This is a genomic window from Pseudomonas sp. AL10, from assembly GCF_029960685.1.
GTDB classification, from domain to species: domain Bacteria; phylum Pseudomonadota; class Gammaproteobacteria; order Pseudomonadales; family Pseudomonadaceae; genus Aquipseudomonas; species Aquipseudomonas lactis.
The window spans coordinates 352,336-378,241 of record NZ_JASBQZ010000002.1; the positions used below are offsets into that span (position 1 = coordinate 352,336).

Consider the following 25,906-nt stretch of genomic DNA (forward strand, 5'->3'; position numbering starts at 1 on the left):
GGCCCGAAATGCGCTATTCTCGGCGGCGCGCCATCACCTTGTAAGGTATGGCGTAGAGCCACCAAGCGGTGTCGAGATATCGACAGTGCCGGTCGTCACTCCATCTTCAACGCGGGGACACATGCAGACACTTAAGGTCGATCTAGGCGAGCGCAGCTACCCGATCCACATTGGCGCAGGTCTGTTGGACCAGCCCGAACTGCTTGCGCCGCATATTGCCGGCCGGCAGGTGGCGATCATCTCCAACGAAACGGTTGCGCCGCTGTATCTTGAGCGTTTGAGCCGCAGCCTGGCGGCGTACTCGGTGATCTCCGTGGTGTTGCCTGACGGCGAAGCCCACAAAAACTGGGAAACCCTGCAACTGATCTTTGATGGCCTGCTGACCGCGCGCCATGACCGTCGAACCACCGTGGTCGCCCTGGGCGGCGGTGTGATTGGCGATATGGCCGGTTTTGCTGCGGCCTGCTACCAGCGCGGCGTGGACTTTATCCAGGTGCCGACCACCTTGCTGTCCCAAGTCGACTCGTCGGTGGGTGGCAAGACCGGTATCAACCACCCGCTGGGCAAGAACATGGTCGGCGCGTTCTATCAGCCCCAAGCTGTGCTGATCGACACCGCTACCCTCAACACCTTGCCGCCGCGCGAGTTGTCGGCGGGCCTGGCGGAAGTCATCAAGTACGGGCTGATCTGCGATGAGCCGTTCCTGACCTGGCTGGAAGAGCACATGGACGCCTTGCGCGGCCTCGACCAGGTGGCGCTCACCGAAGCGATTTCCCGCTCCTGCGCGGCCAAGGCGCTGGTGGTCAATGCCGACGAGCGCGAGTCCGGCGTGCGGGCCACGCTGAACCTGGGCCACACCTTCGGCCATGCGATCGAAACGCACATGGGCTATGGTGTGTGGTTGCATGGGGAAGCCGTAGCGGCTGGCACGGTGATGGCATTGGAGATGTCGCAGCGCCTGGGCTGGATCAGCGCCCAAGAGCGTGATCGCGGCATCCGCCTGTTCCAGCGCGCCGGCTTGCCGGTTGTTCCGCCTGCGGAGATGACCGAGGCGGATTTCCTTGAACATATGGCGATAGACAAGAAAGTGATCGACGGTCGACTTCGACTGGTACTGCTGCGCCACATGGGCGAAGCCGTGGTGACCGACGATTATCCAAAAGAGATTCTACAGGCCACGCTGGGAGCGGATTACCGCGCCCTGGCCCAGCTCAAAGGTTAATAAGACCCGATGACTAGTTTGCATGCCGACGAGGCGTTCCTCGGCCATTACCACTTGAGCCACGACCCCTTTGCTCCACGGGTGCCGGGTTTCAAATTCTTCCCCGCCCAGCGCAAACCGGTGCTTGGGCAGTTGCATCACCTCGCGCGCTACAGCCAGTTGCTGCTGGTGGTCACCGGCCCTCTGGGCAGCGGCAAGACCTTGCTGCGCCAGGCGCTGGTGGCCAGCACCAACAAACAATCGGTGCAGAGCGTGGTGGTATCGGCCCGCGGTGCCGGTGATGCGGCCGGCGTACTGCGCCAGGTGGCGCAGGCGTTGGACGTCTCCAATGCCGAGCCGAACGCGATTCTCAAGCAAGTGGTGCAGTTGGGCCTGACCGGCCAGGAAGTCTACCTGCTGGTAGACGATGCCGAGCAGCTCGACGAGTCCGCCCTCGAAGCGCTGCTGGCGCTGGCGGCGGGTACGCCGGAAGGTCGCCCGCATGTGTTCCTGTTCGGTGAGTCGTCGCTGATCGCCGATCTGGAGCAGATCAGTGGTGAGCAGGAGCTGTTCCACGTCATCGAGTTGCAGCCGTACGAAGAGGAAGAAACCCGCGAATACCTGGCACAGCGCCTTGAAGGCGCCGGGGCGGGTATCGAACTTTTCACCGCTGCGCAGATCTCTGATATTCACGAAAGCTCCGATGGCTGGCCTGGAAACATCAACCAGGTTGCCCGCGATGCCATGATCGAAGCCATGATTGCCAGCCGCTCTGCGGTCAAGCGTCCAAAGATGGGGTTCACTATGCCTAAGAAGCACGTATTGGCTATTTCCGCCGTTGTCGTGGTCGCTGTTGCCGCCGCCTGGTTGATCCCGGGCCGTAACAAAGCACCGACAACCACCGGCGCGCCAACCGAACAGGCGCAGTTGCCACTGGGCAAGCCCACGCCAAACGTCGAATTTGCCAACTCCGGCCAACCGACCAACCTGCCGATGGTCGGCCAACCTGTGATGCGCGGCCCGCTGGCCGAAGAAGCTGGCGGCATCTCCGAAGGTGACGATGGCGTGCCGGTGGAAGGCTCCAGCGCTACGCCGCCGACCGTGACCACCACCGCACCACCTGCAGGCGTACCGGCCGGTGTGCCAGCGACGCCGGTTGCTCCGGTCGCCAAGCCAGCTCCGACCCCGGCGCCGACCGTTGCCACTGCCAAGCCTGCTCCGGTTACCAAGCCTGTCGCACCGGCGCCGGCCGCCAAACCAGCACCCGCCGCCAAGCCTGCGGAAAAACCAGCCGCCACCGTTGCCAAGGCCGGCGCTGCTGGCAGCAGCTGGTACAGCAGCCAGCCTACCGGCAACTTTGTGGTACAGATCCTCGGCACCAGCTCCGAAGCCAACGCTCAGGCGTTCGTCAAAGAGCAGGGCGGCCAGTACCGTTATTTCAAGAAAGTGCTCAACGGCAAGCCTCTCTACGTGATCACCTACGGCAGCTTCCCAAGCCGCGCCGCAGCCGATTCTGCCATCAAAGCCTTGCCAGCGAAGGTTCAGGCTGGTAAACCTTGGCCTCGCACTGTTGCCAGCGTTCAACAAGAACTGGCAGCAACTCGCTGAAGATCCGGCGGCCTTACCCAGGCCGCCCTCCCGGCACCTCAAAAAAATCCGCAAGTGCGTGCTGCCCTTACAGGCCGCGCGCTTTGTGGTGTCTGCGCCACAGTAGCTTTTGAGTCGTAGCGGTCAGAATTAAAAAAGTTTTGACTAGCACAGCATATCGCTTTAAACCTTTCATAAATGCGACATAGATTTGCGACATTTCGTCGCTAAATTTGTGAGCGTCTGTGTCGGTGTGTACAATGACCTCCCTTTTGCCCCCGCTAAGCCGGCGTACGTTCGGCGTGGAAGGTAACCGGTTGAATTGAAAAGAAATTTGCCTCGGTAAAAGAGGCAGCCTGGTGAGAAAGTGTCTATGAAAGCAGGTCTGTACCAACCCGATGAATTCAAGGATAACTGCGGTTTCGGCCTGATAGCCCACATGCAGGGCGAACCCAGTCATACCCTTTTGCAAACGGCCATCGAGGCCCTGACCTGCATGACCCACCGCGGTGGGATCAACGCCGACGGCAAGACCGGTGACGGCTGTGGCTTGCTGATTCAAAAGCCCGACCAGTTCCTGCGCGCTGTCGCTAAAGAGCAATTTGCGGTTGAACTGCCCAAGCAGTACGCCGTGGGTATGGTGTTTTTCAACCAGGACCCGGTAAAAGCCGAAGCCGCTCGCGAGAACATGAACCGCGAGATCGCCGCCGCCGGCCTGCAGATCGTCGGCTGGCGCAAAGTGCCCATCGACACCAGCGTGCTCGGCCGCCTGGCCCTGGAGCGCCTGCCGCAGATCGAACAAGTGTTCATCGCAGGCGATGGCCTGAGCGACCAGGACATGGCGATCAAGCTGTTCACGTCCCGTCGTCGTTCGTCGGTGCTCAACGCCGCCGACACCGACCACTACATCTGCAGCTTTTCCCACAAGACCATCATTTATAAAGGCCTGATGATGCCGGCGGACCTCACCGCCTTCTATCCAGACCTGAGCGATGAGCGCCTGCAAACCGCGATCTGCGTGTTCCACCAGCGCTTCTCCACCAACACCTTGCCGAAATGGCCGCTGGCCCAGCCATTCCGCTTCCTCGCCCACAACGGCGAGATCAATACCATCACCGGCAACCGCAACTGGGCCCAGGCCCGGCGCACCAAGTTCGCCAACGACTTGATGGACCTCGAAGAGCTCGGCCCGCTGGTCAACCGCGTGGGTTCCGACTCCTCCAGCATGGACAACATGCTTGAGCTGATGGTTACCGGCGGCATCGACCTGTTCCGTGGCGTGCGCATGATCATTCCGCCTGCGTGGCAGAACGTCGAGACCATGGACCCGGACCTGCGTGCGTTCTACGAGTACAACTCGATGCACATGGAGCCGTGGGACGGCCCGGCCGGCGTGGTCATGACCGACGGCCGCTACGCGGTGTGCCTGCTCGACCGTAACGGCCTGCGCCCGGCGCGTTGGGTGACCACCACCAACGGTTTCATCACCCTCGCCTCGGAAATCGGCGTGTGGGACTACAAGCCGGAAGACGTGATCGCCAAAGGCCGTGTCGGCCCTGGCCAGATCCTGGCCGTGGACACCGAAACCGGGCAGATCCTCGACACCGACGCCATCGACAACCGTTTGAAGTCGCGTCACCCGTACAAGCAATGGCTGCGCAAGAACGCCCTGCGCATCCAGGCGACCATGGAAGACAACGACCACGGTTCGGCTTTCTATGACGTCGACCAGCTCAAGCAATACATGAAGATGTACCAGGTCACGTTCGAGGAGCGCGACCAGGTGCTGCGCCCCCTCGGTGAGCAAGGCTACGAAGCCGTCGGCTCCATGGGCGACGACACGCCAATGGCCGTGCTGTCCCAGCGCGTGCGCACGCCGTACGATTATTTCCGCCAGCAGTTCGCTCAGGTGACCAACCCACCGATCGACCCGCTGCGTGAAGCCATCGTGATGTCCCTGGAAGTGTGCCTCGGCGCCGAGCGCAACATCTTCCAGGAATCGCCTGAGCATGCCTCCCGCGTGATCCTCAGCTCGCCGGTCATTTCCCCGGCCAAGTGGCGTTCGCTGATGACCCTGGAGCGTCCAGGCTTCGACCGCCAGATCATCGACCTGAACTACGACGAGAGCCTGGGCCTTGAAGCCGCGGTGCGTAACGTTGCTGACCAGGTTGAAGAAGCTGTGCGTGCCGGTCGTACCCAGATCGTACTCACCGACCGCCACATCGCGCCGGGCAAGTTGCCGATCCATGCGTCCCTGGCGACCGGTGCGGTGCACCACCGCCTGACCGAAAAAGGCCTGCGCTGCGACTCCAACATCCTCGTGGAAACCGCCACCGCCCGCGACCCGCATCACTTTGCGGTGCTGATCGGTTTCGGCGCTTCGGCGGTGTATCCGTTCCTGGCGTACGAAGTGCTGGGTGACCTGATCCGTACCGGTGAAGTGCTGGGCGACCTCTACGAGGTGTTCAAGAACTACCGCAAGGGCATCACCAAGGGCCTGCTGAAGATCCTGTCGAAGATGGGCATCTCCACCGTCACCTCGTACCGCGGCGCGCAGTTGTTCGAAGCCATCGGCTTGTCCGAAGAAGTCTGCGAGCTGAGTTTCCGTGGCGTGCCGAGCCGCATCAAGGGCGCGCGTTTCGTCGACATCGAAGCCGAACAGAAAGCCCTGGCCGCCGAAGCCTGGAGCGCGCGCAAGCCAATTCAGCAAGGTGGCCTGCTCAAGTTCGTGCACGGTGGTGAATACCACGCCTACAACCCGGACGTGGTCAACACCCTGCAAGCCGCTGTGCAGCAGGGCGACTACGCCAAGTTCAAGGAATACACGAGCCTGGTGGATAACCGCCCGGTGTCGATGATCCGCGACCTGTTCAAGGTGAAGACCCTGGACACGCCGATGGACATCAGCCAGGTCGAGCCGCTGGAGTCGATCCTCAAGCGCTTTGACTCCGCTGGTATTTCCCTGGGTGCCTTGTCGCCGGAAGCTCACGAAGCCCTCGCCGAAGCCATGAACCGCCTGGGGGCGCGTTCCAACTCCGGCGAAGGCGGTGAAGACCCGGCGCGCTACGGCACGCTCAAAAGCTCGAAAATCAAGCAGGTGGCCACCGGCCGTTTCGGCGTGACCCCGGAGTACCTGGTGAATGCCGAGGTGCTGCAGATCAAGGTGGCCCAAGGCGCCAAGCCGGGTGAGGGTGGTCAACTGCCAGGCGGCAAGGTCAACGGCCTGATCGCCAAGCTGCGTTACGCCGTACCGGGCGTGACCCTGATTTCGCCACCGCCGCACCACGACATCTACTCGATTGAAGACTTGTCGCAGCTGATCTTCGACCTCAAACAAGTCAACCCGCAGGCCCTGGTCTCGGTGAAACTGGTGGCAGAAGCCGGCGTCGGCACCATTGCCGCCGGTGTGGCCAAGGCCTATGCCGACCTGATCACCATCTCCGGCTACGATGGCGGCACCGGCGCTTCGCCGCTGACCTCGATCAAGTACGCTGGCGCACCCTGGGAACTCGGCCTGGCCGAAACCCACCAGACCCTGCGCGGCAACGATCTGCGCGGCAAGGTGCGAGTACAGACCGACGGCGGCCTGAAAACCGGCCTCGATGTGATCAAGGCCGCGATCCTCGGCGCCGAAAGCTTCGGCTTCGGCACTGCGCCCATGATCGCCCTGGGCTGCAAATACCTGCGTATCTGCCACCTGAACAACTGCGCTACCGGCGTAGCGACTCAGAACGAAAAACTGCGCAAGGATCACTACATCGGCACCGTCGACATGGTGGTGAATTTCTTCACCTACGTCGCCGAAGAAACCCGTGAGTGGCTGGCCAAGCTGGGCGTACGTTCGCTGGAAGAGCTGATCGGTCGCACCGACCTGTTGGACATCCTCGAAGGCCAGACCGCCAAGCAACAACATCTGGACCTCACGCCGCTGTTGGGCAGCGATCACATCCCGGCAGACAAGCCACAATTCTGCCAGGTGGACCGCAACCCACCGTTCGACAAAGGCCTGCTGGCCGAGAAAATGGTCGAAATGGCCGGCTCCTCGATCAACGACGCCAGCGGTGGCGAATTCGCGCTGGATATCTGCAACTGCGACCGTTCCATCGGCGCACGCATCTCCGGCGAAATCGCGCGCAAGCACGGCAACCAGGGCATGGCGAAAGCGCCGATTACCTTCCGCTTCAAGGGCACTGCGGGCCAGAGCTTCGGCGTGTGGAACGCCGGTGGCCTGCACATGTACCTGGAAGGCGACGCCAACGACTACGTGGGCAAGGGCATGACCGGCGGCAAGCTGGTCATCGTCCCGCCGGCTGGCAGCGTGTACAAGACCCAGGACAGTGCCATCATCGGCAACACCTGCTTGTACGGCGCCACCGGTGGCAAGCTGTTTGCCGCAGGTACTGCCGGTGAGCGTTTCGCCGTGCGTAACTCCGGTGCCCACACCGTGGTGGAAGGCACTGGCGATCACTGCTGCGAGTACATGACCGGAGGCTTTGTCGCAGTACTGGGCAAGACCGGTTACAACTTCGGTTCGGGCATGACCGGCGGTTTCGCCTACGTGCTCGACCAGGACAACACCTTCGTCGACAAGGTCAACCACGAGTTGGTCGAGATCCAGCGCATCAGCGGCGAAGCCATGGAATCCTACCGGAACCACTTGCAGCACGTGCTGGACGAGTACGTCGAGGAAACCGGCAGCGAATGGGGTCGCAACCTCGCCGAAAACCTCGATGATTACCTGCGTCGTTTCTGGCTGGTCAAGCCCAAGGCTGCCAACCTGAAATCGTTGCTTTCCAGCATCCGTGCCAACCCGCAGTGATATGCGTCTGAACAGTTTGATGAGGTTTTAACATGGCTGAACGTCTGAATAACGACTTCCAGTTCATCGATGTCGGGCGCAAAGATCCGAAGAAGAAACTGTTGCGTCAACGCAAGAAAGAGTTCGTGGAGATCTACGAACCCTTCAAACCCCAACACTCGGCCGACCAGGCCCACCGCTGCCTGGGGTGCGGTAACCCGTATTGCGAATGGAAGTGCCCGGTGCACAACTTCATTCCCAACTGGCTCAAACTGGTGGCCGAGGGCAACATCCTCGCCGCCGCCGAGTTGTCGCACCAGACCAACACCCTGCCGGAAGTCTGCGGCCGGGTGTGCCCGCAAGACCGCTTGTGTGAAGGGGCCTGCACCCTCAACGACGGTTTCGGCGCGGTAACCATCGGCTCGGTGGAGAAGTACATCACCGATACGGCGTTCGCCATGGGCTGGCGCCCGGACATGTCCAAGGTCAAGCCGACTGGCAAGCGCGTCGCGATCATCGGCGCAGGCCCGTCGGGCCTTGGGTGTGCTGACGTGTTGGTGCGTGGCGGCGTGACCCCGGTGGTGTTCGACAAGAACCCGGAAATCGGTGGCCTGCTGACCTTCGGTATCCCCGAGTTCAAGCTGGAAAAAACCGTATTGAGCCACCGTCGTGAAGTGTTCACCGGCATGGGTATCGAGTTCCGCCTCAATACTGAGATCGGCAAAGACATCACCATGGAGCAACTGCTCGCCGAATACGATGCGGTGTTCATGGGCATGGGCACCTACACCTACATGAAGGGCGGCTTTGCCGGTGAGGACTTGCCGGGCGTGTATGACGCGCTCGACTTCCTGATCGCCAACGTCAACCGCAACCTGGGCTTTGAAAAGTCGCCGGAAGACTTCGTCGACATGAAGGGCAAGAAGGTCGTGGTGCTGGGCGGTGGCGACACCGCGATGGACTGCAACCGCACCTCGATCCGCCAGGGCGCCAAGTCGGTGACCTGTGCTTATCGCCGTGACGAAGCCAACATGCCCGGCTCGCGCAAAGAGGTGAAGAACGCCAAGGAAGAAGGCGTGAAATTCCTCTACAACCGCCAGCCGATCGCTATTGTCGGTGAAGACCGTGTGGAAGGTGTGAAGGTGGTCGAGACCCGTCTCGGCGAACCGGATGCCCGTGGGCGTCGCAGCCCCGAGCCGATCCCGGGTTCCGAAGAGATCATCCCGGCCGACGCCGTGGTCATCGCCTTCGGCTTCCGCCCAAGCCCGGCGCCGTGGTTTGAGCAGTTCGAAATCCAGACCGACAGCCAGGGCCGCGTTGTAGCCCCGGAACAAGGCCAGTACAAGCACCAGACCAGCAACCCGAAAATCTTCGCCGGTGGCGACATGGTGCGCGGGTCGGACCTAGTGGTCACCGCGATCTTCGAAGGCCGTAACGCCGCCGAAGGCATCCTGGACTACCTGCAAGTCTGATGATCGTTCCCACGCTCCGCGTGGGAATGCCGCCAGGGACGCTCCGCGTCCCGAACAGCATGACGCGGAGCGTCACAGGAGGCGTTAACGATCCTGCGGCGGCATTGCCGCGACAAATTGACCCGATAGACAAAAGGCACGGTGCATTCCGTGCCTTTTGCGTCGCGCTCTGAGAAAATGCCCGCACTTTTTTTGCGGATGCCGACATGACTGCCCTCAAGAACGACCGTTTCCTTCGTGCCCTGCTCAAGCAACCCGTAGACGTCACCCCGGTGTGGATGATGCGTCAAGCCGGTCGCTACCTGCCGGAATACCGCGCCAGTCGCGCCAATGCGGGCGATTTCATGAGCCTGTGCATGAACCCGGAGTTCGCCTGCGAAGTCACGATGCAGCCGCTGGACCGCTACCCACAACTGGACGCGGCCATCCTCTTCTCCGATATCCTCACCATCCCCGACGCCATGGGCCAAGGCCTGTACTTCGAAACCGGCGAAGGCCCGCGTTTCAAGAAGGTCGTCAGCACCCTGGCCGATATCGAAGCCCTGCCGATCCCTGATCCACACAAAGACCTGGGCTACGTGATGGACGCCGTGAGCACCATCCGCCGCGAGCTCAACGGCCGCGTGCCGCTGATCGGCTTCTCCGGCAGCCCATGGACCCTGGCCACCTACATGGTCGAAGGCGGCTCGTCGAAAGACTTCCGCAAGACCAAGGCCATGCTCTACGACAACCCGCAAGCCATGCACCTGTTGCTGGACAAGCTGGCGCAGTCGGTCACGTCCTACCTCAACGGCCAGATCATGGCCGGTGCGCAAGCGGTGCAGATCTTCGATACCTGGGGCGGCAACCTGTCGGCGGCGGCGTACCAGGAATTCTCCCTGGCCTACATGCGCAAGATCGTCAGCGGCCTGATCCGTGAACACGAAGGCCGCAAGGTGCCGGTGATCATGTTCACCAAAGGCGGCGGCCTGTGGCTGGAAAGCATCGCCGACGCGGGCGCGGATGCACTGGGCCTGGATTGGACCTGTGACCTCGGCGAAGCGCGCCGTCGCGTCGGCAACCAGGTGGCCCTGCAAGGCAACATGGACCCGACCGTGCTGTACGCCAAGCCAGAAGCGATCCGCGCCGAAGTACGGCGCATCCTGGCTAGCTACGGCAAAGGCAGTGGCCACGTGTTCAACCTTGGCCACGGTATCACCCCGGAAGTGAACCCGGAGCACGCGGGTGCGTTCTTGCGCGCAGTGCACGAACTGTCGGCGCAGTACCACGAGTAAAACGCAAAACAAACTGTGGGAGCTGGCTTGCCTGCGATGGCGGCGGCGAATTCAACACCGCCATCGCAGGCAGCCAGCTCCCACATAAAGCCAATCGCGTCAGGTCTGCATATTCCCCAGTGGCGGCAACTTCGCCAGCTTCAACGCCACCAGCAACGCGCCGATCAGTAGCGCGATAATGAATCCGCCAATCCCGTTCCACCCGGCAAAATGCCAGAAGAACCCTCCCGCCGTCCCGGCAATGCTCGACCCCACGTAGTAGCAGAACAAGTAGAGCGACGACGCCTGCCCCTTGGCTTTCACCGCACGGCGGCCGATCCAGCTGCTGGCGACCGAGTGGGCGCCGAAGAACCCGAAGGTGAACACCAGCATGCCTGGCACCACCAGCCACAACGGGGTGAACAGTGTCAGGGCGATGCCGGCGAGCATCAGCACGATGGTAGCCCACAGCACCCGACGGCGACCGAGGCGGTCGGCCAGGGAGCCGATCTTGGCCGAGCTGTAGATGCCCGAGAGGTACACCACTGACAGCAGGCCGACCACCGCCTGGCTCAGATCGTAGGGGGAGGCGAGCAGGCGATAGCCGATGTAGTTGAACATCGTCACGAAGGCGCCCATCAGCAGGAAGGCTTCAAGGAACAGCCACGGCAGGCCGGCGTCCTTGAAGTGCATGACGAAGCCGTCCACCAGGCTGCGCGGCTTGAGGCTGCTGGCGCGGAAGTTGCGCGATTCGGGGAGGATCTTCCAGAACACTGTGGCAGCGATCAACGCCAGGGCACCGATGATCAGCATTGCGGTGTGCCAACTGACGAAGTCGATCAATACGCCGATGATCAGGCGCCCGCTCATGCCGCCAATCGCATTGCCGCCGATATACAGGCCCATGGCCAGGCCGATGTGCTGCGGGTGGATCTCTTCGCTGAGGTAGGTCATGGCCACGGCGGCCAGGCCGCTCAAGGACAGGCCCACCAGTGCGCGCATCAACAGGATGCCCTCCCAGCTCGGCATCAAGCCGCTGGCGATGGTGGCCAGCGCCGCACAGAACAACGCGGCAACCATCACCGGCTTGCGCCCCAGCCTGTCGGATATCGGCCCGGTGATCAGCAGGCCGCAGGCGAGCATCGCGGTGGCGACGGACAGAATCAGGCTGCTTTGCGCCGCATTGATGGAAAATTCATGGGACAGCGCCGGCATCATCGGCTGCACGCAATACAACAAGGCAAACGTGGCGAAGCCGCCGGAGAACAGCGCCAGCACCGTGCGCATGAACATCGGCGTGCCTTTTTCGATGTACGCGTCATTAAGCTGCGCCACCACCTCATCGAGGGCTGAGGGCGGGGTGTGTTGGGCAAGTGGAGCAACAGCAGGATTCACGGGGGACCTCGGGGAGGAAAGTCTGCCAGGACTGACAATGCAAAAAAGAATATAGCTGGCTAATGATGCTTTCCAATATATTGTTCGACCTGTTTGATAGTTTTTACGACCTAATGAGGTTTGCATGGAATTCCGCCATTTGCGCTACTTCATCGCCGTTGCCGAAGAACTGCACTTCGGCCGCGCCGCGCAGGTGCTGGGCATCTCGCAGCCACCCCTGAGCCAGCAGATCCAGGCGCTGGAACACGAGCTGGGCGCACGCTTGTTCGAGCGCACCAATCGTCGGGTCGAGCTGAGCGAGGCAGGGCGCTTGTTCTTGCAAGAGGCACGCTTGGTACTGGCCCAGGTCGACAAGGCGGCAGATGTGGCGCGGCGTGCGCAGTTGGGCGAGCTGGGTGAGTTGAAGATCGGCTTCACCTCGTCTGCGCCGTTCAACGCGAGCATTCCCCGGGCGATCTTTGCCTTCCGCCAGGCATTCCCGGCGGTGCATCTGAACTTGCAAGAAATGAGTAGCACCCAAGTGGCCGAGTCGCTGGTGGATGAGTCGATTCAGGTGGGGCTGATGCGGCCTTTGCCCTTGCCCGACTCACTGAGCGTGGTCGAGTTGATGCGCGAACCCTTGGTAGCGGTACTGAGCGCCGGCCACCCGTTGGCCCAAGGCAGCGAGCGCGGCTTGCACCTGGAGCAATTGGCCGAGGAGCCTTTTGTGTTCTTCCCGCGCAGTTACGGCAGCGGCCTGTACGCACAATTGCTCAACCTGGCTCGCGACGCCGGGTTCAGCCCGCACTTTGCCCAGGAAGCGGGGGAAGCGATGACCATCATCGGGCTGGTGGCAGCGGGGTTGGGGGTGTCGGTGCTGCCGGCGTCCTACCAGCGCATCCGCATTGATGGCGTGGTCTATCGCACCTTGCTCGACCCGCAGGCGGTGACGGCGGTGTGGCTGGTGCAGCGTAAGGGCGCGCAAACGCCGATGGCGAAAGGGTTTGTGGAGTTGTTGACGCGTAAGGCCGCTCAATAACCTGTGGCGAGGGAGCAAGCTCCCTCGCCACAGGGGGGTCAGTTTTGGGGCGAAGTATTTGCTTCATTCACGCTGTAAGTACGCAGCCCCGCCAGAATATCCCGATCCAGCATGCTCACCCAACGGTTGTAGTTGCGATGGATCTTGCCGTCCTTGTAGCCCAGGTCGCGGCTGTCGCGGTAGGTGATGGCGTAGCTGTTGCGGGTGTAGCGGATGTCGATGGCGGCGTAGAACTGGCCGCGCACGGTGATCTCGGCCTGCACCAGTTGCGGGCTCAGGCGTTGCACCGTCCACTCGCGTTTTTGCAGGGCGGCGACGATCACCTGTTTCATTTTTTCTTCGCTGACCTGGCTTGTGGCCGGCAAATCGTGCTGGGTGTTGAGCACGGGTTTGCTGGTGCAGCCAGCCGTGGTCAGCAGGGCCAGGGTGATCAGGGTAGCGCGTAGCAGGGAAGACATTCCGTTTTCTCCAGTCGATTAAAAAGTCAGCTCCAGCGGCGGAAGATCAACGAGGTGTTGACGCCGCCGAAGGCAAAGTTGTTGTTCATCACGTAGTCGTTGTGCATCTGGCGAAAGCCACCTTGCAGGTAGTCCAGCTCGCCGCATTGCGGGTCGACCGCGTCCAGGTTGAAGGTGTGCACGTACTGGTCGCGGTTCATCATCTCGATGCTGAACCACGACTCCAACGCCCCGCACGCACCCAGGGTGTGCCCCAGGAAACTTTTCTGCGAACTGATCGGCATGCGGCTGCCAAACAGGCTGCTGGTGGCCAGGGTTTCGGCGATGTCGCCCTGATCGGTGGCCGTGCCGTGGCCGTTCACGTAGCCGATGGCGGACGGTTCAAGACCTGCGTCTTCCAGGGCCAGCTCCATGGCGCGGCGCATGGTTTTCTGTTCCGGGCGGGTGGTGTGCTGGCCGTCGGCGTTGCTGCCGAAGCCGACCAGCTCCGCATGAATATGCGCGCCTCGCGCGAGTGCGTGCTCCAACTCTTCGAGCACCAACATGCCGCCACCTTCACCGATCACCAGGCCGTCGCGGCCGCTGTCGTAGGGGCGCGGGCTGGTTTGCGGCGCATCGTTTTTCAGGCTGGTGGCGTACAACGCATCGAACACCATGGCTTCGGTGGGGCACAGTTCTTCCGCGCCGCCTGCGAGCATCAACGGCAGACGCCCGAACTTGATCGCCTCATAGGCGTAGCCAATGCCCTGGCTGCCGCTGGTGCAGGCGCTGGAGGTGGGAATCAGCCGGCCGGTGAGGCCAAAAAAGATGCTGATATTCGCCGCCGTGGTGTGCGGCATCATGCGCACATAAGAGTTGGCATTGAGCCCCTCGGCCACCGAGTTGAGCAGCATATTACCGAACGCCTTGATCTCATCGGTGCTGCCGGTGGACGAACCACAGGCCACGCCCATGCGCCCGTCCTTGATCGACTCGTCACCGAGCAAGCCGGCGTCCTGCAAGGCCTGCTCTGCTGCCCACACCGCCAGGCGCGAGACGCGGCCCATGCTGCGCAGCTGCTTGCGCGTCCAGTGCGCGGGCACGACGAAATCGTCGATAGGGCCGGCCAGGCGCGTGTTCAACTCGGTGAAACGGTCCCACTCATCCATGCGCCGGATGCCGCTGCGGTTGGCGCGAAAGTTCGCGGCGATGGTGTCCCAGTCGCTGCCCAGGGAGGTCACGCCGGCCATGCCGGTGACGACAACGCGCTTCATCAGCACAGGCCCCCGTTCACGGCCAGCACCTGGCGCGTGATGTAGCCGGCTTCGGCCGACATGAGGAAGTTCACGGCGCCAGCGACTTCTTCCGGCGTGCCCATGCGTTGGGCCGGGATCATTTTCATCAGTTCTTCTACCGGCACGTTTTCATCCAGCATCGCGGTGTCGATCAGGCCCGGCGCCACGCAGTTGACGGTGATCTTGCGCTTGCCCAATTCGATGGCCAGCGCCTTGGCTGCGCCGATCAAGCCGGCTTTGGACGCGCTGTAGTTGACCTGGCCGCGGTTGCCGATCAAGCCGGACACCGAGGTGATGCACACGATACGCCCGGCGGCGCGGCGCCGGATCATCGGCATCATCACCGGGTGCAGCACGTTGTAGAAACCATCCAGGTTGGTGCGCATCACCACATCCCAATCGTCTTCCGACAGGGCAGGAAAGGCGCCGTCGCGGGTCAGGCCGGCATTGAGCACCACGCCGTAATAGGCGCCATGCTGCTCCACATCGGTTTCAAGGATCTCTTTGCACGCAGCGCGATCCGCCACGTCGAACTGCAGCACGCGGGCCTTGCGCCCCAGGGCTTGGACCTCGAGCTGTACCGCGTCGGCTTCGGCACGGCCGCTGCGGCAATGCAACACGATGTCATGGCCGGCCTGGGCCAGGCGCAGGGCAATGGCGCGGCCGATGCCACGGCTGGAGCCGGTGACCAGTACGGATTCAGTCATGGCGTTTCGTCCTTCGATTCAGCTAAATAGTTGGCCGCCTGGGGCGGTCGAAATACGTTCAAGCGCGCGCTGGCCTGGATGCCGTCGCCGGTGAGGTGGCATTCGAACACACCCATGCCGTTGTCGTCTTCCAGGGAGCGCAGGCCGTGGATGTTCAGTTCGGCGCCGGCCGCAAAGTGCTCCACGTTGCACTCGAACTTACGTGTGCCCAACAGGAAGCCCAGCTCCACGGCCTTGCCTTGCTGGCGTGCATGGCAACCGGCATAGGCGGCGACGCTTTGCGCCATCAGCTCGATGCCGACCCAGGCCGGCAAGCTGCCGTCTGCACGATTGAACAGGCCGCCGGGCTTGACGGTGACGCGGGTGTGAATCTGCTCTTCATCGAACGACAGCACCTGGTCGATCAGGATCATGTCGCCCGCGTGGGGCAGCAGTTCGGCGAGTGGCCAATCGATCATGGGGCCTCTGCGATTATCAGGCTGACATTGTTACCGCCGAAGGCAAACGAGTTGCTCATCAGGCAGGGTTTTTTCAAGGTGTCGCCACTGCGCACCCATTGCAACGCGGGCATAGCCGGGTCGGGGTGGCCGTCCCATACATGCGGTGGCAGCAGGCGATGGGTCAGGCTCAGCCAGCAGAACGCGGCTTCCAGGGCCCCGGCCGCGCCGAGGGTGTGGCCGGTCATGGGCTTGGTCGACGAGCAGGCGACGCCGCCGGGAAACAGGCTGGCGACTGCCAGGCTTTCCATGGCGTCGTTATGTTGGGTCGCGGTGCCGTGCAGGTTCAGGTAGCCGATCTGCTCGGGCGAAAGTTTTGCACTGGCCAGGGCCTTGCGCATGGCCAGCAACGCGCCCTTGCCGCCGGGCTCGGGCGCGGAGATATGGTGCGCGTCGCAACTGGCACCGCTGCCCAGCAGGGCAACCGGTGCCGGCTCGCGGCTCATCAGGAACAGCACCGCCGCTTCACCGATATTGATGCCGTTGCGGTTCACCGAGAACGGATTACAGCGCTCCGCAGACACGGCTTCCAGCGCGGTAAACCCGTTCAGCGTCAGCTTGCACAGGCTGTCCACACCGCCGCAGATCACCGCTTCGCACACCCCCAGGTCCAACAGGCGCTGGGCACTCATCAATGCACGGGCGCTGGAGGTGCAGGCGGTGGAAATCACATAGGCCGGGCCGCTCACGTTCAACCAGTCGGCGAGGAAGTTGGCCGGGGCGCTGAGTTCCTGTTGCTGGTAATCGTAGTCAGCGGGGAACTGCGTGTTTTGCAGGTAATGGGCAATGCCACGGCTGGCTTCGTCAATGCCCGAGGTGCTGGTGCCGAGCACAACCCCGACCCGGCCAGGGCCGTAGGTCTGGATGGCCTGACGAATCTCATCCTCGATCTGCAGCGCCGCTTCCAGCAGCAACTGGTTATTGCGGCTGCTTTGCTCGGCCAGTTCCGGGGGCAGGCTCGCCAGTTCACCCTGTACGGCGGCCACCGGCACTACGCGCTCCGGCACCCAGCCGCCTTCGGCGCGCATGCCTGAGCAGTCGCCGGCAAACAGGTTGCGGCTGACTTGCGCCTGGCCACGGCCAAGGGCGCAGATCACGCCTAGGGCATTGAGGTAGACGGTCATCGGCTCACACCCAGCGGGCTGATGCGATAACTCAGCGGCGGGTCGGCCATGTTCACGCTGAACACCTCGGAAGACTGATAAACAATCTGCCAGTGGCCCGGCAGCGTGCGCGTCAGGTCCATCGCCTGAGCGTGCGGATACAACGCGGGCACATCACCAGCCGGGGTCAGGGCAAACAGCAGCGCGGCAAACAACTCCCGTGCCTGGGGATTGGGCGGCAGCAACCCGTCGGCCTGCCACTGCCCATCAAGCAGTTTTTGCCGGGCCTGGGGAATGCCCAGCGGGTCCATCATCGACCAGCGAATCGCGCGGCCTTCGCGCTGGATCACCAGCAGCCAGTCCTGGCTCTGGCCGTCCGCCAGGCGCTGCACATGCAGTTGCATCGGCAAGGCCAGGGCCGGGGTTTTTTCCGGCAACGGTGCCTGGCTGGCGCAGGCGCCGAGCAGCAGCAGGCAACTTATCAACAGCAGGCGCATCATGGGGCCGCATTCTCCACAGGTTTACGCGCTACGCAGTTGACCAGGGTTTCCTCGCGCTGGCCCACGGGTGGTGCCTTGCGCAGGCCCCAGCGTTCCAGCAGGCCGAAGTCACTGGAACGGCTCCACCACAAGTAAGGGTACGAAATGTTCTGTGCAGCGAACTCAAAGCCCTGCTCGCGCAGCATCTCCAAGTACTCTTCGGCGCTCTTTTGCACATGCATCGGGTGGCGGAACAGCCAGCGAATCACCCAGGTGTCGATGTAGGCTTCGGTGGATTCGGCAAACAGCAGATAGCCGCCCGGCTTGAGCACCCGATAGAACTCCTTGAGTGCGCGATGTTGTTCCACCAGATGATGGAAGGTCTGGTGGCAGAACAGGATATCGACGCTGGCATCCGGCACGTTGAGGGTCGCGCAGTCGCTGCCGATCAGTTCGACGTCCAGCCCCAGGCGCGCAGCTTCTTCGCGGCTCAGTGCCAGGCTGTGGGGGTCGGCATCCAGGCCGATCAGGCGCGAAGGTGCGAACACCTGATGCAGCAACTGGAAGGATTTGCCCTGGCCGCAACCAGCATCCAACAACACCGGCGCCACCGGTAGCGGCTCGCTGAACAGGCTGCGCAGGTCATTGATCGCCACGCGCAACACGTGATGCTGCCAGGTATGGCTGCGCAGGAACCAGAAACCGAACTTGGTTTCTTCGACGTAGTTTTGACTCAGGTAGTTTTTTTCAACGCCAGGGCTGCTCATACCGCTTCACTCGCACAAATATCCGACAACATCCGCAAGCGCCGCTTCGGCTCGCTGACAAACGGGTTGCGTTCATCCCAGGCGTAACCGGCCAGGATCGAGCTGATCATGCGGCGAATCTCCGGTGAACTGCCAGGATGGAAAATCACGTCCTGGAACGTGCCCGCATACCAGCCTTCGACGTAGCAACGGAAGGTATCGACACCGCGCTTGAGCGGCTCGGCAAACTCGGTTTGCCAGTCCACCGTTTCGCCGCTCAATTGGCGGTGCAGCACACCCGCGGCCATGCTCGCCGAACGCATGGCAATGGTCACGCCGGAAGAGAACACCGGGTCGAGGAATTCCGCCGCGTTGCCCAGCAGCGCAAAACCTGGGCCGTGCAGGGTTTTGACGTTGGCCGCGTAGCCGCCGATCGTGCGCGCCGGGGTGTCCCACACGGCATTTTGCAGCACGCCGGACAGGCTTGGGGTTTGCTCGATAAAGCCATGCAGGCAGGCGTCGAGGTCGCTGTCGGCGCCCTCGAAATGCTCTTTGGCCGCGACCACGCCCACCGAGCAACGGCCGTTACTGAACGGGATGGTCCAGAACCAGATATCGCGCTTGGTCGGGTGAGTGGTCACCAGGATTTTGCTGCGGTCAAAGCCTGGGTGTTCGATACGGTCTTCGACGTGGGTGAATACGGCCTGGCGCAGCGGGAAATTCGACGGTGCTTCCAGGTCCAGCAGGCGTGGCAACACACGGCCATAGCCACTGGCATCGAGCACGAACCTGGCCTTGAGGTGGTACTCGCTGCCATTCTGGCGGCGCACATGCAAATACCGGCTCTCGGCAGAAAAATCCACGCCGACAATGGTTTGGCCATAGCGGATTTCCACGCCTTGCAGCGCCGCCTGGTCGGCCAGCAATTTGTCGAACTCGCCGCGCTGCACCTGGAAGGTGGTGGGCTTGCCGTTGCTGAAGGTGTCGCTGAAATCAAAGGCACTGTAGCGCTCGCCCCAAGCGAATGCGGCGCCGGTTTTTACCTGGAAGCCTGCCGCTTGCACAGCGTCGAGCATGCCGGCTTCTTCGATAAAGTCGATGCAGTGCGACAGCAGGCTTTCGCCAATCGAGAAGCGCGGGAAATGCTCGCGCTCGATGATCAATACATCATGCCCTTTGCGCTTTAACAGCGCGGCCGCGATGGCACCGGAAGGCCCGGCACCGATCACCACCACCTGGCGACGTTCCATTTCAACTGTGGGCACGAGGGCTCCTTGCCGCATGGGCGCTAATCACATTCATAAGGCGTGTTTCTGCCTGCCGGCCCAGGGCGCCAGCATAAAGCTGAACGCCAGGCCCAGGCTGACCGACAAGCCGAAATTGCTCACGGCCGGTGTACTGGAGACCGCCAGCAGGCCGAACGACAACCAGGTCGTCAGCGCCGCCAGCAGTGTTCCCAACAGGCTGACGGCAGGGCCGCCGATCTGCTCGCGCATCAAAATCGCATAGTCAACGCTGATGGCCGTGACCAGCAACAGGCCAAACAGACTGAACAGGGTCAGTGGCTGGCCCAGCCAACCGAGGCTGGCCAGGCTGCACAACGCGGCCAGCAGCGGCAGGGCGACGATACGCAAGGCGCCGCCAACGCCGAAGGGCGCAATCAGCAATAGCACGATCAGCACGCAAGACAGCAACTTCAATTCGGCAGCGCTGATCTGCGTGTCGGCAAACACCCGGTTCAAGTCACCCAGGCGATCCACCAACTGCACGCCGGGCAAGTCCAGCGCCTGCACCCGTAGCAACGCCGGGTTGTTCAAGCCTTGCAGGCTGACCATGGCCGCCACGCCGCCGTTCACCGGGCCGAGCCACAGCGTGCGCCAGGGCTCGGCCAGCGGGCCTCGCAGTGCGGCGTCGATGTCTGCGGTGGGCAGCGCCTGCAACTGCGCCACTTCGGCTTGCAGGGCAGTGAGGGGCACGCCGAGGTCCAGTAGCGGTTGCCAGTATGGCGCCAGGTTGCTCAGCGCCTCGCGCAGCTGTTGTTGTTCGTCGGGGAGGTTGACCAGTTGATTGAGCGCCAGGTAGCCCTGAAGCTTGTCCATCTGCACCAACTGGTCCAAGCGTTTGCCCAGGGCGGCCTGGCGTTCCAGCAACTGCTGCTGATTGTCCGCTCGCACCAGGAAAAACTGGCTGGTGGGCTGGAACCCGGTGATGCGCGCCACGGCCTGAGCTTCTTGCAGCAACTGCGGCGGCGCGCCGATCCATTGGCGGATATCGTTTTTAGTGTTCAGTTGCCACAGGCCGGCCGCGCAGAACAGCAGCACCCACACCAGCAGTACCGAACTGGGCACGCGTTTGAGCAGGGCCGTACGCATCTGCCACAGGCCTTGTGCAACACGCAGCGGCCATTGCGCCGGGCGCAGTTCCACGCCCTTGAGCAGCGCGGGCAACAGGCACACGGCGCACAGATAGGCACCGACCAGGCCGGCAGCCGAGAACACCGCAATCTGGGTCAGCGCCGGGAATGGCGTCCAGGCCAGCGCCAGGTAGCCGATAGCGCTGGTGGCCAGGCTCAGGCTCAGCCCTGGCAGGGTCAGGCGCAATGCCGGCCAGCTGCGCCACGGCTGCAGGCTCCAGCTTTTGGACAGGTAATGCAGCGGGTAATCCACCGCCACGCCGATCAGGCTGGAACCCAGCACCAGAGTCATCACATGCATATGCCCAAACAACGCCACGCACGCCACCGCGCCAAACAGCATGCCCACCAGCACCGGCACGAACGCCAGCAACACCCGCCAGCGCCGGAACGCCAGCAACAGCAATAACAGAATGCCCAAGGTGGCGCCGCCGCCGACCCAGGTCATTTCCCGCGTGGCCTGCTGTTGCCCGTTGGCCGCGTAGAGCAAACCGCTGGCGGCGAGCAGTTGCGCGCCATGTGCGCCGGCTTGCTCGCGGCTGGCCTTCAGCAAGTCTGCCACTTGCAGCGGCAGCTTCATGTCGAAGGCGTTGCCGGTGGTGCGCGCCCGCAGCAGCACCCAACTCTTGCCGTCGGCATCGGCGATCAAGGCGCCGCTGCCGATGTCCATTTGCACCGCGCCGTGTTGCGGTTGGCTGTTCTGGATGCGCCCTGTCAGGCCGAGCCAATCGTCCTGGCTGGGCACCAGGCTGAAACCTGTGAAGGGGTCGAACAGCGATTGCACGCGTTGCTGGATGAACGCCTCAGGCTGTTGGATCAGTTGCTCGCGGTCTTTGGCTGAGAGCATCGACAAGCGCCCGCGCAGCAGTTGTTCGCGCAACGCTGGCAAGTCGGCTTGCAGGTTCCACTGCACCTTTTCAAACAGGCCGCTGGCCTGCCAGCGCTCACCCAGTTGCTGCGCCACGGCCACCGCTTGCTGACGGTCGGCATGCCCCACCAGTACCAGCATTTCGCGGTTGAGCGGCTCTTGCATGCGTTGTTCGGCTTGCAGCTCCAGGGCGTCTGGCGTGCTGCCGGGCACCAGCTCCATCAGGTTGGCCGACAACGGCGCGCCATCACGCCACTGCCAGCCGGCCAGGGCCAGCACGGCCACCAGCAGGGTCAGGAACAGGCGCGGCAGCAGGCGTTCACTGGGCAAAGTCGTGTTGCTCCGCATCGCTCAACGGCTGGTCGGCGGTACTGTCCTGCATGCGCAGCAGCGTGCTGTCGCCTTGGGTTTCCAGCAGTTCAATGCTGTGCACCAGCGCGCCGCCGTCGATAGTGATCTGGGTGAACACTTGCTTGAGCAGCAGCGAGCGTGGGGTCAGCGTGAGCTTCCACTGTTGGGCCTCACCTTGCAGTTGCAGGTCGAAGTCGCGTTGCAGGCCACTGCTGTCACCCTGCAGTACCGCCAGGAACAAACGATTCTGTTCGGCGCCGGCACTCTTGTTTGGCAGCAGTTGCCAGCCATTGGCGTCGCGGCGGGCAATGCCTTGAGCTGTAATGCGGTAGTCCTGTTGCAGCGGGGTTTTCAACAGCCACAGCAGGCCGTGATCCTTGGCGAGCACGAAGGTGCCTTTGCTCACTAGCGGCTGGGGCAGGGCGCGCAGGTGTTTTTCCTGGGTGAAGTGGCCGTGGATCACGGAGGGTTTGCCAAGCTGATCGCTCAACTGCTGCAGCTCAAAGGCGTGGGCACTGAAGCTCAACAACAACGCCGCCACTGTAGGAGCGAGCTTGCTCGCGAAAAACCTGAGGGCGCCACGGGGTGTCAGGTGGCCCGCGTTATCGTTGGCGATCTTCGCGAGCAAGCTCGCTCCTACAGGGGGGCTCATTTCAGGGCTCTCTCTACGGCGTCGGTGAAGACTTTGGGCGAGGCCAGTTGCATTTCGCGGCTGGCGATGTCCACCGCTACTTGCACGGTGCTGGCGCGGGTCAAGCGCTCGCCGCTGGCCCGGTCGGTAATCAGGTAGTTCACCTTCAAGCGGTTCTCCCATTCCACCAGGCTGGCGCGCACGTTGATCGTTTGACCGAAGGTCGCGCCGCGCACATAGCGTAGCTGCATGTCGATCACCGGCCACGCGTAGCCGGCTTCGAGCATCGCCGTGTAGTTATGGCCGATCTTGTCCAGCAACGCACAGCGCGCCACTTCCAGGTACTTCACGTAATGCCCGTGCCACACCACGTTCATGGTGTCGATGTCGAAAAACGGCACGAGGATTTCAGTGTCGCTGTGCAACACGCCCGGGCTACGCATGCAGCCTCCAGTGTTGCGCGGCGATGCGTTGCAGGCACAGGCGCAGTTCGCCTTCCAGGGCGCGGTCTTCGATGACCGGCGCAAAGTCCTGGGCCAGCTCTGCATGCATCGCGGCCAGCGCCGGCGGCAGTGGCCGGGCATCCCCGGCCTGGGCGCGCAGCCACACGCCCTGGTTGGCGGCGAGCAGGGTCGCGGCGGCGACCTGTTCGGTCAACTCCAGCACGCGGATCGCATCGCGGGCAGCGATGGTGCCCATGCTCACCTTGTCCTGGTTGTGGCACTCGGTAGAGCGTGAGAACACGCTGGCCGGCATGGTGTTTTTCAGTGCTTCGGCGGTCCAGGCGCTGGTGCCGATCTGCACGGCCTTGAAGCCATGGTTGATCATTGCACGATCAGCCGGGGCGCCCGACAGGTTGCTCGGCAGGCCATGGTTGTAGCGCACATCCACCAACAGTGCGAGCTGGCGGTCGAGCAGGTCGGCAACGTTGGCGACCAGGGTCTTGAGGCTGTCCATGGCGAAGGCGATATGCCCGCCGTAGAAGTGCCCGCCATGCAGCACGCGTTCTTCTTCGGCGTCGATGATCGGGTTGTCGTTGGCGCTGTTCAGTTCGATCTCGATGAACGAGCGCAGCCAGTTCAGGCTGTCCGCCAATACGCCGAGCACGTGGGGCGCGCAGCGCAACGAATAACGGTCTTGCAGGCGATGCAGGGGGGCGGTGGGCGCGTCGATGGCCAGATCCTTGCGCAGCCACGCGGCGACTTGCATCTGCCCAGGGTGTGGTTTGGCGGCGAACAGGCGCTCGTCGAAGTGTTCGGGGTTGCCTTGCAGGGCCACCACATTGAGCGCGGTGATGCGCGTGGCCAGTTGCAACAGGTAGTCGGCGCGGGCAAAGGCCAGGCAGGCCAGGCCAGTCATCACGGCGGTGCCGTTCATCAGTGCCAGGGCTTCCTTGGGCCGCAGTACCAGCGGCTCCCAGCCCAGTTCACGGTGTACGTCGGCTGCCGGGCGGCGTTCGCCGCGGAACAGCACTTCACGTTCGCCAGACAAGGTCGCGGCCACGTAGGACAGCGGCGTCAGATCACCGCTGGCGCCCACCGAGCCTTCTTCCGGGATCAGTGGCAATACATCGTTTTCGAGGAAGGCATGCAGGCGTTCCAGCAGCTCCACGCGAACACCCGACACGCCATGGCACAGCGACTGCAAACGCGCCGCCAACACGGCGCGGGTGGCTTGGGCGTCGAGCAACTTGCCCAGGCCGCAACCGTGAAAGGTGTACAGGTGACGCGGCAACGCTTCGACGTGCTCCAGCGGCACTGCCACCACACAGGAGTCGCCGTAGCCGGTGGTCACGCCGTAGATCACGCCCTCCTTGTCCAGCAGCGAGTCGAGGAACTGCGCGCCCTTGGCGATGCGCTGGCGGTACGCGGCATCGTCCTGCAGACGAGTGGGCACCTGGCGGTTGGCCAGGGCCAGCACGTCTTCGATGCGCAGGGGGCGTTCACCAAAGGTGATGGGCTCAAGAGGCGTGGTCATCGGTCTTCCAGAAAGGGTAAAAGTTGAACCATTGTTGGGGCGCTTGCAGGCAGAACTGGCCCAGGCGTGCGGCGTAGCGGGCGGTCCACAGGGCGATAACCTGCTCGCGGGTGCTGCGCTTCCATTCGATCAAATCGGCAAAGGGCTCGATGGTCAGGCGATAGCGACCCTGGTGCTTGAGGCACATCAGCAGATTGACCGGGCACTTGAGTAAGCCCGCCAGCAGCCATGGGCCTTGGGGGAATGCCGCCGTATGGCCGAGGAAGTCCACGCGCACCGTGCGCCCGCCGTGCAGCGGGATACGGTCGCCGGCAATCGCCAGCCACTCGCCATCGTCCAGGCGCTGGCTGAGCAGCAGCATAGTGGCCGGGTCCAGTTCGCTGACCTGGATCAGGCGTAAATGGGTCGCGCCAGCCTCGCCCAGCAGGCGGTTGAAACGCTCGGCGTGCTTGGTGTGCACCAGTACATTCATGGTGACCTGCTCACCAATCTCCGCCAGGGCGCGGCACACTTCCAGGTTGCCCAGGTGCGCACCCACCAGCATCTGCCCGCGCTCGCCGCGCAGTTGGCTGCGCAACTGCGCTGGGTCATTGATCTCGATTTGCTCCAGGCGCAGCTTGCCGTTCCACACGTCGAGCTTGTCCAGCAGCGAGTCGGCGAAGGCCATGAACTGGGCAAAGACGGTGCGGTGGCTCGGCAGCAGGTCGTCGCGCCCGCTCCACTGCGCCAGGCGCTGCTGGTATTGCCAGGCGCTGTGGCGTGCGGTGCGGCCGAACAGGAAGAAGTAAAACACGATGCTGTAGAGCAACGGGCTCAACAGGCGACGGCCGAGGACTTTTACCGCGACCGCGGTGAACTTCATCAGCCAGAAGCTGCCGCGTTCTTCGCGGTCGGCCCAGTGCTTGGTGCTGTCGTTCATGCTTGCCACCGTCGCCACAGGATCATCGGCGCGCGCACGAGCATGCCGAAGAACAACCGCGTGTGCATGGCGCTGATGCGCAGGTTGTCGCGCAACAAGCGAAAGTGCGACAGGCCGTCGGCGGGGTAGTGCACCTGGGTGGGCAGCCAGCGCATGGGCTGGTTGCGCCAGGCCAGGCGCACCAGGATGTCCGAGTCGAAATCCATGTGCGTGCCGATGTAGGCCGAGTCCATCAGCGCCAGGGTCGGCGCCAGCGGGTACACGCGAAAGCCGCACATCGAGTCGCGAATCTCAAGCGACAGGGTGTTGATCCACACCCAAACGTGGGTCAGGTAACGTGCGTACAGGCGACCCTTGGGCACGCTGTCGTCGTATTCGGGGTAGCCGCAGATGACGGCGTCGGGGTGCTGGCGTGAGGTGTGGATAAAGGTCTCGACTTCGCGCAGGTCGTGCTGGCCATCGGCGTCCACTTGCAGGGCGTGGGTGTAGCCCAGGCGCGCTGCCTCGCGGAAACCGGCCATCACGGCGCCGCCCTTGCCCTGGTTGCTGGGCAGGGTCAGCAGGGTGACGTTGTCCAGCCTCGCCAACTGCGCCAGCACGGCTGCGCACGCGGCGCTGCTGCCATCGTCGACCAAGAGGCAGGGCAGGCCGCTTTTCAGCACACTGTGGACCACGGCTGGCACGGCGGCTTCGTGGTTGTACACCGGGATTAAAGCGCAGGGGTTATGCATGATGGGGGGCACCCGATACACCGGGCCG

21 protein-coding genes are annotated in these 25,906 nt (G+C 63.0%); 6 read left to right on the forward strand and 15 right to left on the reverse strand.

Annotated elements, in window-relative coordinates; translation table 11 throughout:
- Positions 1 to 121 precede the first annotated feature (121 nt).
- The 5 genes from aroB to hemE all read left to right on the forward strand — a co-directional run bounded on the left by aroB (position 122) and on the right by hemE (position 10,332).
- Positions 122 to 1,222, forward strand: coding sequence for a 3-dehydroquinate synthase (gene aroB, locus QK296_RS04195; RefSeq protein ID WP_032893944.1), 1,101 nt, complete (start codon positions 122 to 124; stop codon positions 1,220 to 1,222).
- A gap of 9 nt (positions 1,223 to 1,231) precedes the next feature.
- Complete coding sequence (locus QK296_RS04200) at positions 1,232 to 2,809, forward strand: AAA family ATPase (RefSeq protein WP_057709582.1); 1,578 nt, start codon at positions 1,232 to 1,234, stop codon at positions 2,807 to 2,809.
- Between the two features lie 352 nt (positions 2,810 to 3,161).
- Positions 3,162 to 7,607, forward strand: a complete 4,446-nt coding sequence (gltB, locus tag QK296_RS04205) for a glutamate synthase large subunit (protein ID WP_282390626.1) — start codon at positions 3,162 to 3,164, stop codon at positions 7,605 to 7,607.
- 32 nt (positions 7,608 to 7,639) lie between these two features.
- Entirely contained in the window at positions 7,640 to 9,058 is a 1,419-nt protein-coding gene (locus QK296_RS04210) for an FAD-dependent oxidoreductase (protein WP_282390627.1), read from the forward strand.
- 206 nt (positions 9,059 to 9,264) lie between these two features.
- Positions 9,265 to 10,332, forward strand: a complete 1,068-nt coding sequence (gene hemE / locus QK296_RS04215) for a uroporphyrinogen decarboxylase (RefSeq protein WP_282390628.1) — start codon at positions 9,265 to 9,267, stop codon at positions 10,330 to 10,332.
- A gap of 99 nt (positions 10,333 to 10,431) precedes the next feature.
- On the opposite strand, the gene QK296_RS04220 is transcribed toward hemE, so the two are convergent.
- Positions 10,432 to 11,706, reverse strand: a complete 1,275-nt coding sequence (locus tag QK296_RS04220; RefSeq protein ID WP_169913036.1) for an MFS transporter — start codon at positions 11,704 to 11,706, stop codon at positions 10,432 to 10,434.
- Positions 11,707 to 11,830: 124 nt separating this feature from the next.
- On the opposite strand from QK296_RS04220, the gene QK296_RS04225 reads away from it, so the two are divergent.
- Positions 11,831 to 12,724, forward strand: a complete 894-nt coding sequence (locus QK296_RS04225) for a LysR family transcriptional regulator (protein WP_034134713.1) — start codon at positions 11,831 to 11,833, stop codon at positions 12,722 to 12,724.
- 38 nt (positions 12,725 to 12,762) lie between these two features.
- On the opposite strand, the gene QK296_RS04230 is transcribed toward QK296_RS04225, so the two are convergent.
- From QK296_RS04230 to QK296_RS04295, 14 genes are read right to left on the reverse strand one after another with little or no spacing between them, the layout of a single operon-like run.
- A complete protein-coding gene (locus tag QK296_RS04230) occupies positions 12,763 to 13,182 on the reverse strand; it encodes a hypothetical protein (protein WP_282390629.1) in 420 nt (139 codons plus the stop codon).
- Between the two features lie 26 nt (positions 13,183 to 13,208).
- On the reverse strand, positions 13,209 to 14,435 hold the full coding sequence (locus QK296_RS04235; protein ID WP_032893933.1) for a beta-ketoacyl-ACP synthase: 1,227 nt from the start codon (positions 14,433 to 14,435) through the stop codon (positions 13,209 to 13,211).
- The gene (fabG, locus tag QK296_RS04240; protein ID WP_169913034.1) at positions 14,435 to 15,163 is read right to left on the reverse strand and encodes a 3-oxoacyl-ACP reductase FabG; all 729 of its coding nucleotides are present in this window, start codon (positions 15,161 to 15,163) and stop codon (positions 14,435 to 14,437) included. The genes QK296_RS04235 and fabG overlap by 1 nt, the downstream gene beginning before the upstream one ends.
- The gene (locus tag QK296_RS04245) at positions 15,160 to 15,621 is read right to left on the reverse strand and encodes a hotdog family protein (RefSeq protein ID WP_003187930.1); all 462 of its coding nucleotides are present in this window, start codon (positions 15,619 to 15,621) and stop codon (positions 15,160 to 15,162) included. The genes fabG and QK296_RS04245 overlap by 4 nt, the downstream gene beginning before the upstream one ends.
- On the reverse strand, positions 15,618 to 16,784 hold the full coding sequence (locus QK296_RS04250; protein ID WP_282390630.1) for a beta-ketoacyl-[acyl-carrier-protein] synthase family protein: 1,167 nt from the start codon (positions 16,782 to 16,784) through the stop codon (positions 15,618 to 15,620). Before QK296_RS04250 ends, QK296_RS04245 begins: the two co-directional genes overlap by 4 nt.
- Complete coding sequence (locus QK296_RS04255; RefSeq protein ID WP_282390631.1) at positions 16,781 to 17,263, reverse strand: hypothetical protein; 483 nt, start codon at positions 17,261 to 17,263, stop codon at positions 16,781 to 16,783. The genes QK296_RS04250 and QK296_RS04255 overlap by 4 nt, the downstream gene beginning before the upstream one ends.
- Positions 17,260 to 18,009 carry a class I SAM-dependent methyltransferase gene (locus QK296_RS04260; RefSeq protein ID WP_034134715.1) on the reverse strand — a complete coding sequence of 250 codons (750 nt, stop codon included), beginning with the start codon at positions 18,007 to 18,009 and terminating at the stop codon, positions 17,260 to 17,262. Before QK296_RS04260 ends, QK296_RS04255 begins: the two co-directional genes overlap by 4 nt.
- Complete coding sequence (locus tag QK296_RS04265; protein ID WP_282390632.1) at positions 18,006 to 19,253, reverse strand: NAD(P)/FAD-dependent oxidoreductase; 1,248 nt, start codon at positions 19,251 to 19,253, stop codon at positions 18,006 to 18,008. The genes QK296_RS04260 and QK296_RS04265 overlap by 4 nt, the downstream gene beginning before the upstream one ends.
- A gap of 33 nt (positions 19,254 to 19,286) precedes the next feature.
- Positions 19,287 to 21,617 carry an MMPL family transporter gene (locus QK296_RS04270; RefSeq protein WP_282390633.1) on the reverse strand — a complete coding sequence of 777 codons (2,331 nt, stop codon included), beginning with the start codon at positions 21,615 to 21,617 and terminating at the stop codon, positions 19,287 to 19,289.
- Positions 21,589 to 22,272 (reverse strand): outer membrane lipoprotein carrier protein LolA, encoded by a 684-nt coding sequence (locus tag QK296_RS04275; RefSeq protein ID WP_169856557.1) that lies wholly within the window; start codon positions 22,270 to 22,272, stop codon positions 21,589 to 21,591. The genes QK296_RS04270 and QK296_RS04275 overlap by 29 nt, the downstream gene beginning before the upstream one ends.
- Positions 22,269 to 22,694, reverse strand: coding sequence for an acyl-CoA thioesterase (locus QK296_RS04280; RefSeq protein WP_169856558.1), 426 nt, complete (start codon positions 22,692 to 22,694; stop codon positions 22,269 to 22,271). Before QK296_RS04280 ends, QK296_RS04275 begins: the two co-directional genes overlap by 4 nt.
- Complete coding sequence (locus QK296_RS04285; RefSeq protein WP_057709590.1) at positions 22,687 to 24,228, reverse strand: aromatic amino acid ammonia-lyase; 1,542 nt, start codon at positions 24,226 to 24,228, stop codon at positions 22,687 to 22,689. The genes QK296_RS04280 and QK296_RS04285 overlap by 8 nt, the downstream gene beginning before the upstream one ends.
- A complete protein-coding gene (locus QK296_RS04290) occupies positions 24,212 to 25,147 on the reverse strand; it encodes a glycosyl transferase (RefSeq protein ID WP_003187943.1) in 936 nt (311 codons plus the stop codon). Before QK296_RS04290 ends, QK296_RS04285 begins: the two co-directional genes overlap by 17 nt.
- Entirely contained in the window at positions 25,144 to 25,878 is a 735-nt protein-coding gene (locus tag QK296_RS04295; protein WP_034134722.1) for a glycosyltransferase family 2 protein, read from the reverse strand. The genes QK296_RS04290 and QK296_RS04295 overlap by 4 nt, the downstream gene beginning before the upstream one ends.
- Positions 25,879 to 25,906 lie beyond the last annotated feature (28 nt).

Coding starts and splice junctions, on each gene's coding strand:
- QK296_RS04285 (WP_057709590.1), bottom strand. CDS start 24,228: ATGACCACGCCTCTTGAGCCCATCACCTTTGGTGAACGCCCCCTGCGC.
- QK296_RS04250 (WP_282390630.1), bottom strand. CDS start 16,784: ATGACCGTCTACCTCAATGCCCTAGGCGTGATCTGCGCCCTTGGCCGT.
- QK296_RS04235 (WP_032893933.1), bottom strand. CDS start 14,435: ATGAAGCGCGTTGTCGTCACCGGCATGGCCGGCGTGACCTCCCTGGGC.
- QK296_RS04245 (WP_003187930.1), bottom strand. CDS start 15,621: ATGATCGATTGGCCACTCGCCGAACTGCTGCCCCACGCGGGCGACATG.
- QK296_RS04280 (WP_169856558.1), bottom strand. CDS start 22,694: ATGCGTAGCCCGGGCGTGTTGCACAGCGACACTGAAATCCTCGTGCCG.
- QK296_RS04295 (WP_034134722.1), bottom strand. CDS start 25,878: ATGCATAACCCCTGCGCTTTAATCCCGGTGTACAACCACGAAGCCGCC.
- fabG (WP_169913034.1), bottom strand. CDS start 15,163: ATGACTGAATCCGTACTGGTCACCGGCTCCAGCCGTGGCATCGGCCGC.
- QK296_RS04290 (WP_003187943.1), bottom strand. CDS start 25,147: ATGAACGACAGCACCAAGCACTGGGCCGACCGCGAAGAACGCGGCAGC.
- QK296_RS04230 (WP_282390629.1), bottom strand. CDS start 13,182: ATGTCTTCCCTGCTACGCGCTACCCTGATCACCCTGGCCCTGCTGACC.
- gltB (WP_282390626.1), top strand. CDS start 3,162: ATGAAAGCAGGTCTGTACCAACCCGATGAATTCAAGGATAACTGCGGT.
- aroB (WP_032893944.1), top strand. CDS start 122: ATGCAGACACTTAAGGTCGATCTAGGCGAGCGCAGCTACCCGATCCAC.
- QK296_RS04270 (WP_282390633.1), bottom strand. CDS start 21,617: ATGCGGAGCAACACGACTTTGCCCAGTGAACGCCTGCTGCCGCGCCTG.
- QK296_RS04210 (WP_282390627.1), top strand. CDS start 7,640: ATGGCTGAACGTCTGAATAACGACTTCCAGTTCATCGATGTCGGGCGC.
- QK296_RS04200 (WP_057709582.1), top strand. CDS start 1,232: ATGACTAGTTTGCATGCCGACGAGGCGTTCCTCGGCCATTACCACTTG.
- hemE (WP_282390628.1), top strand. CDS start 9,265: ATGACTGCCCTCAAGAACGACCGTTTCCTTCGTGCCCTGCTCAAGCAA.
- QK296_RS04255 (WP_282390631.1), bottom strand. CDS start 17,263: ATGATGCGCCTGCTGTTGATAAGTTGCCTGCTGCTGCTCGGCGCCTGC.
- QK296_RS04275 (WP_169856557.1), bottom strand. CDS start 22,272: ATGAGCCCCCCTGTAGGAGCGAGCTTGCTCGCGAAGATCGCCAACGAT.
- QK296_RS04225 (WP_034134713.1), top strand. CDS start 11,831: ATGGAATTCCGCCATTTGCGCTACTTCATCGCCGTTGCCGAAGAACTG.
- QK296_RS04260 (WP_034134715.1), bottom strand. CDS start 18,009: ATGAGCAGCCCTGGCGTTGAAAAAAACTACCTGAGTCAAAACTACGTC.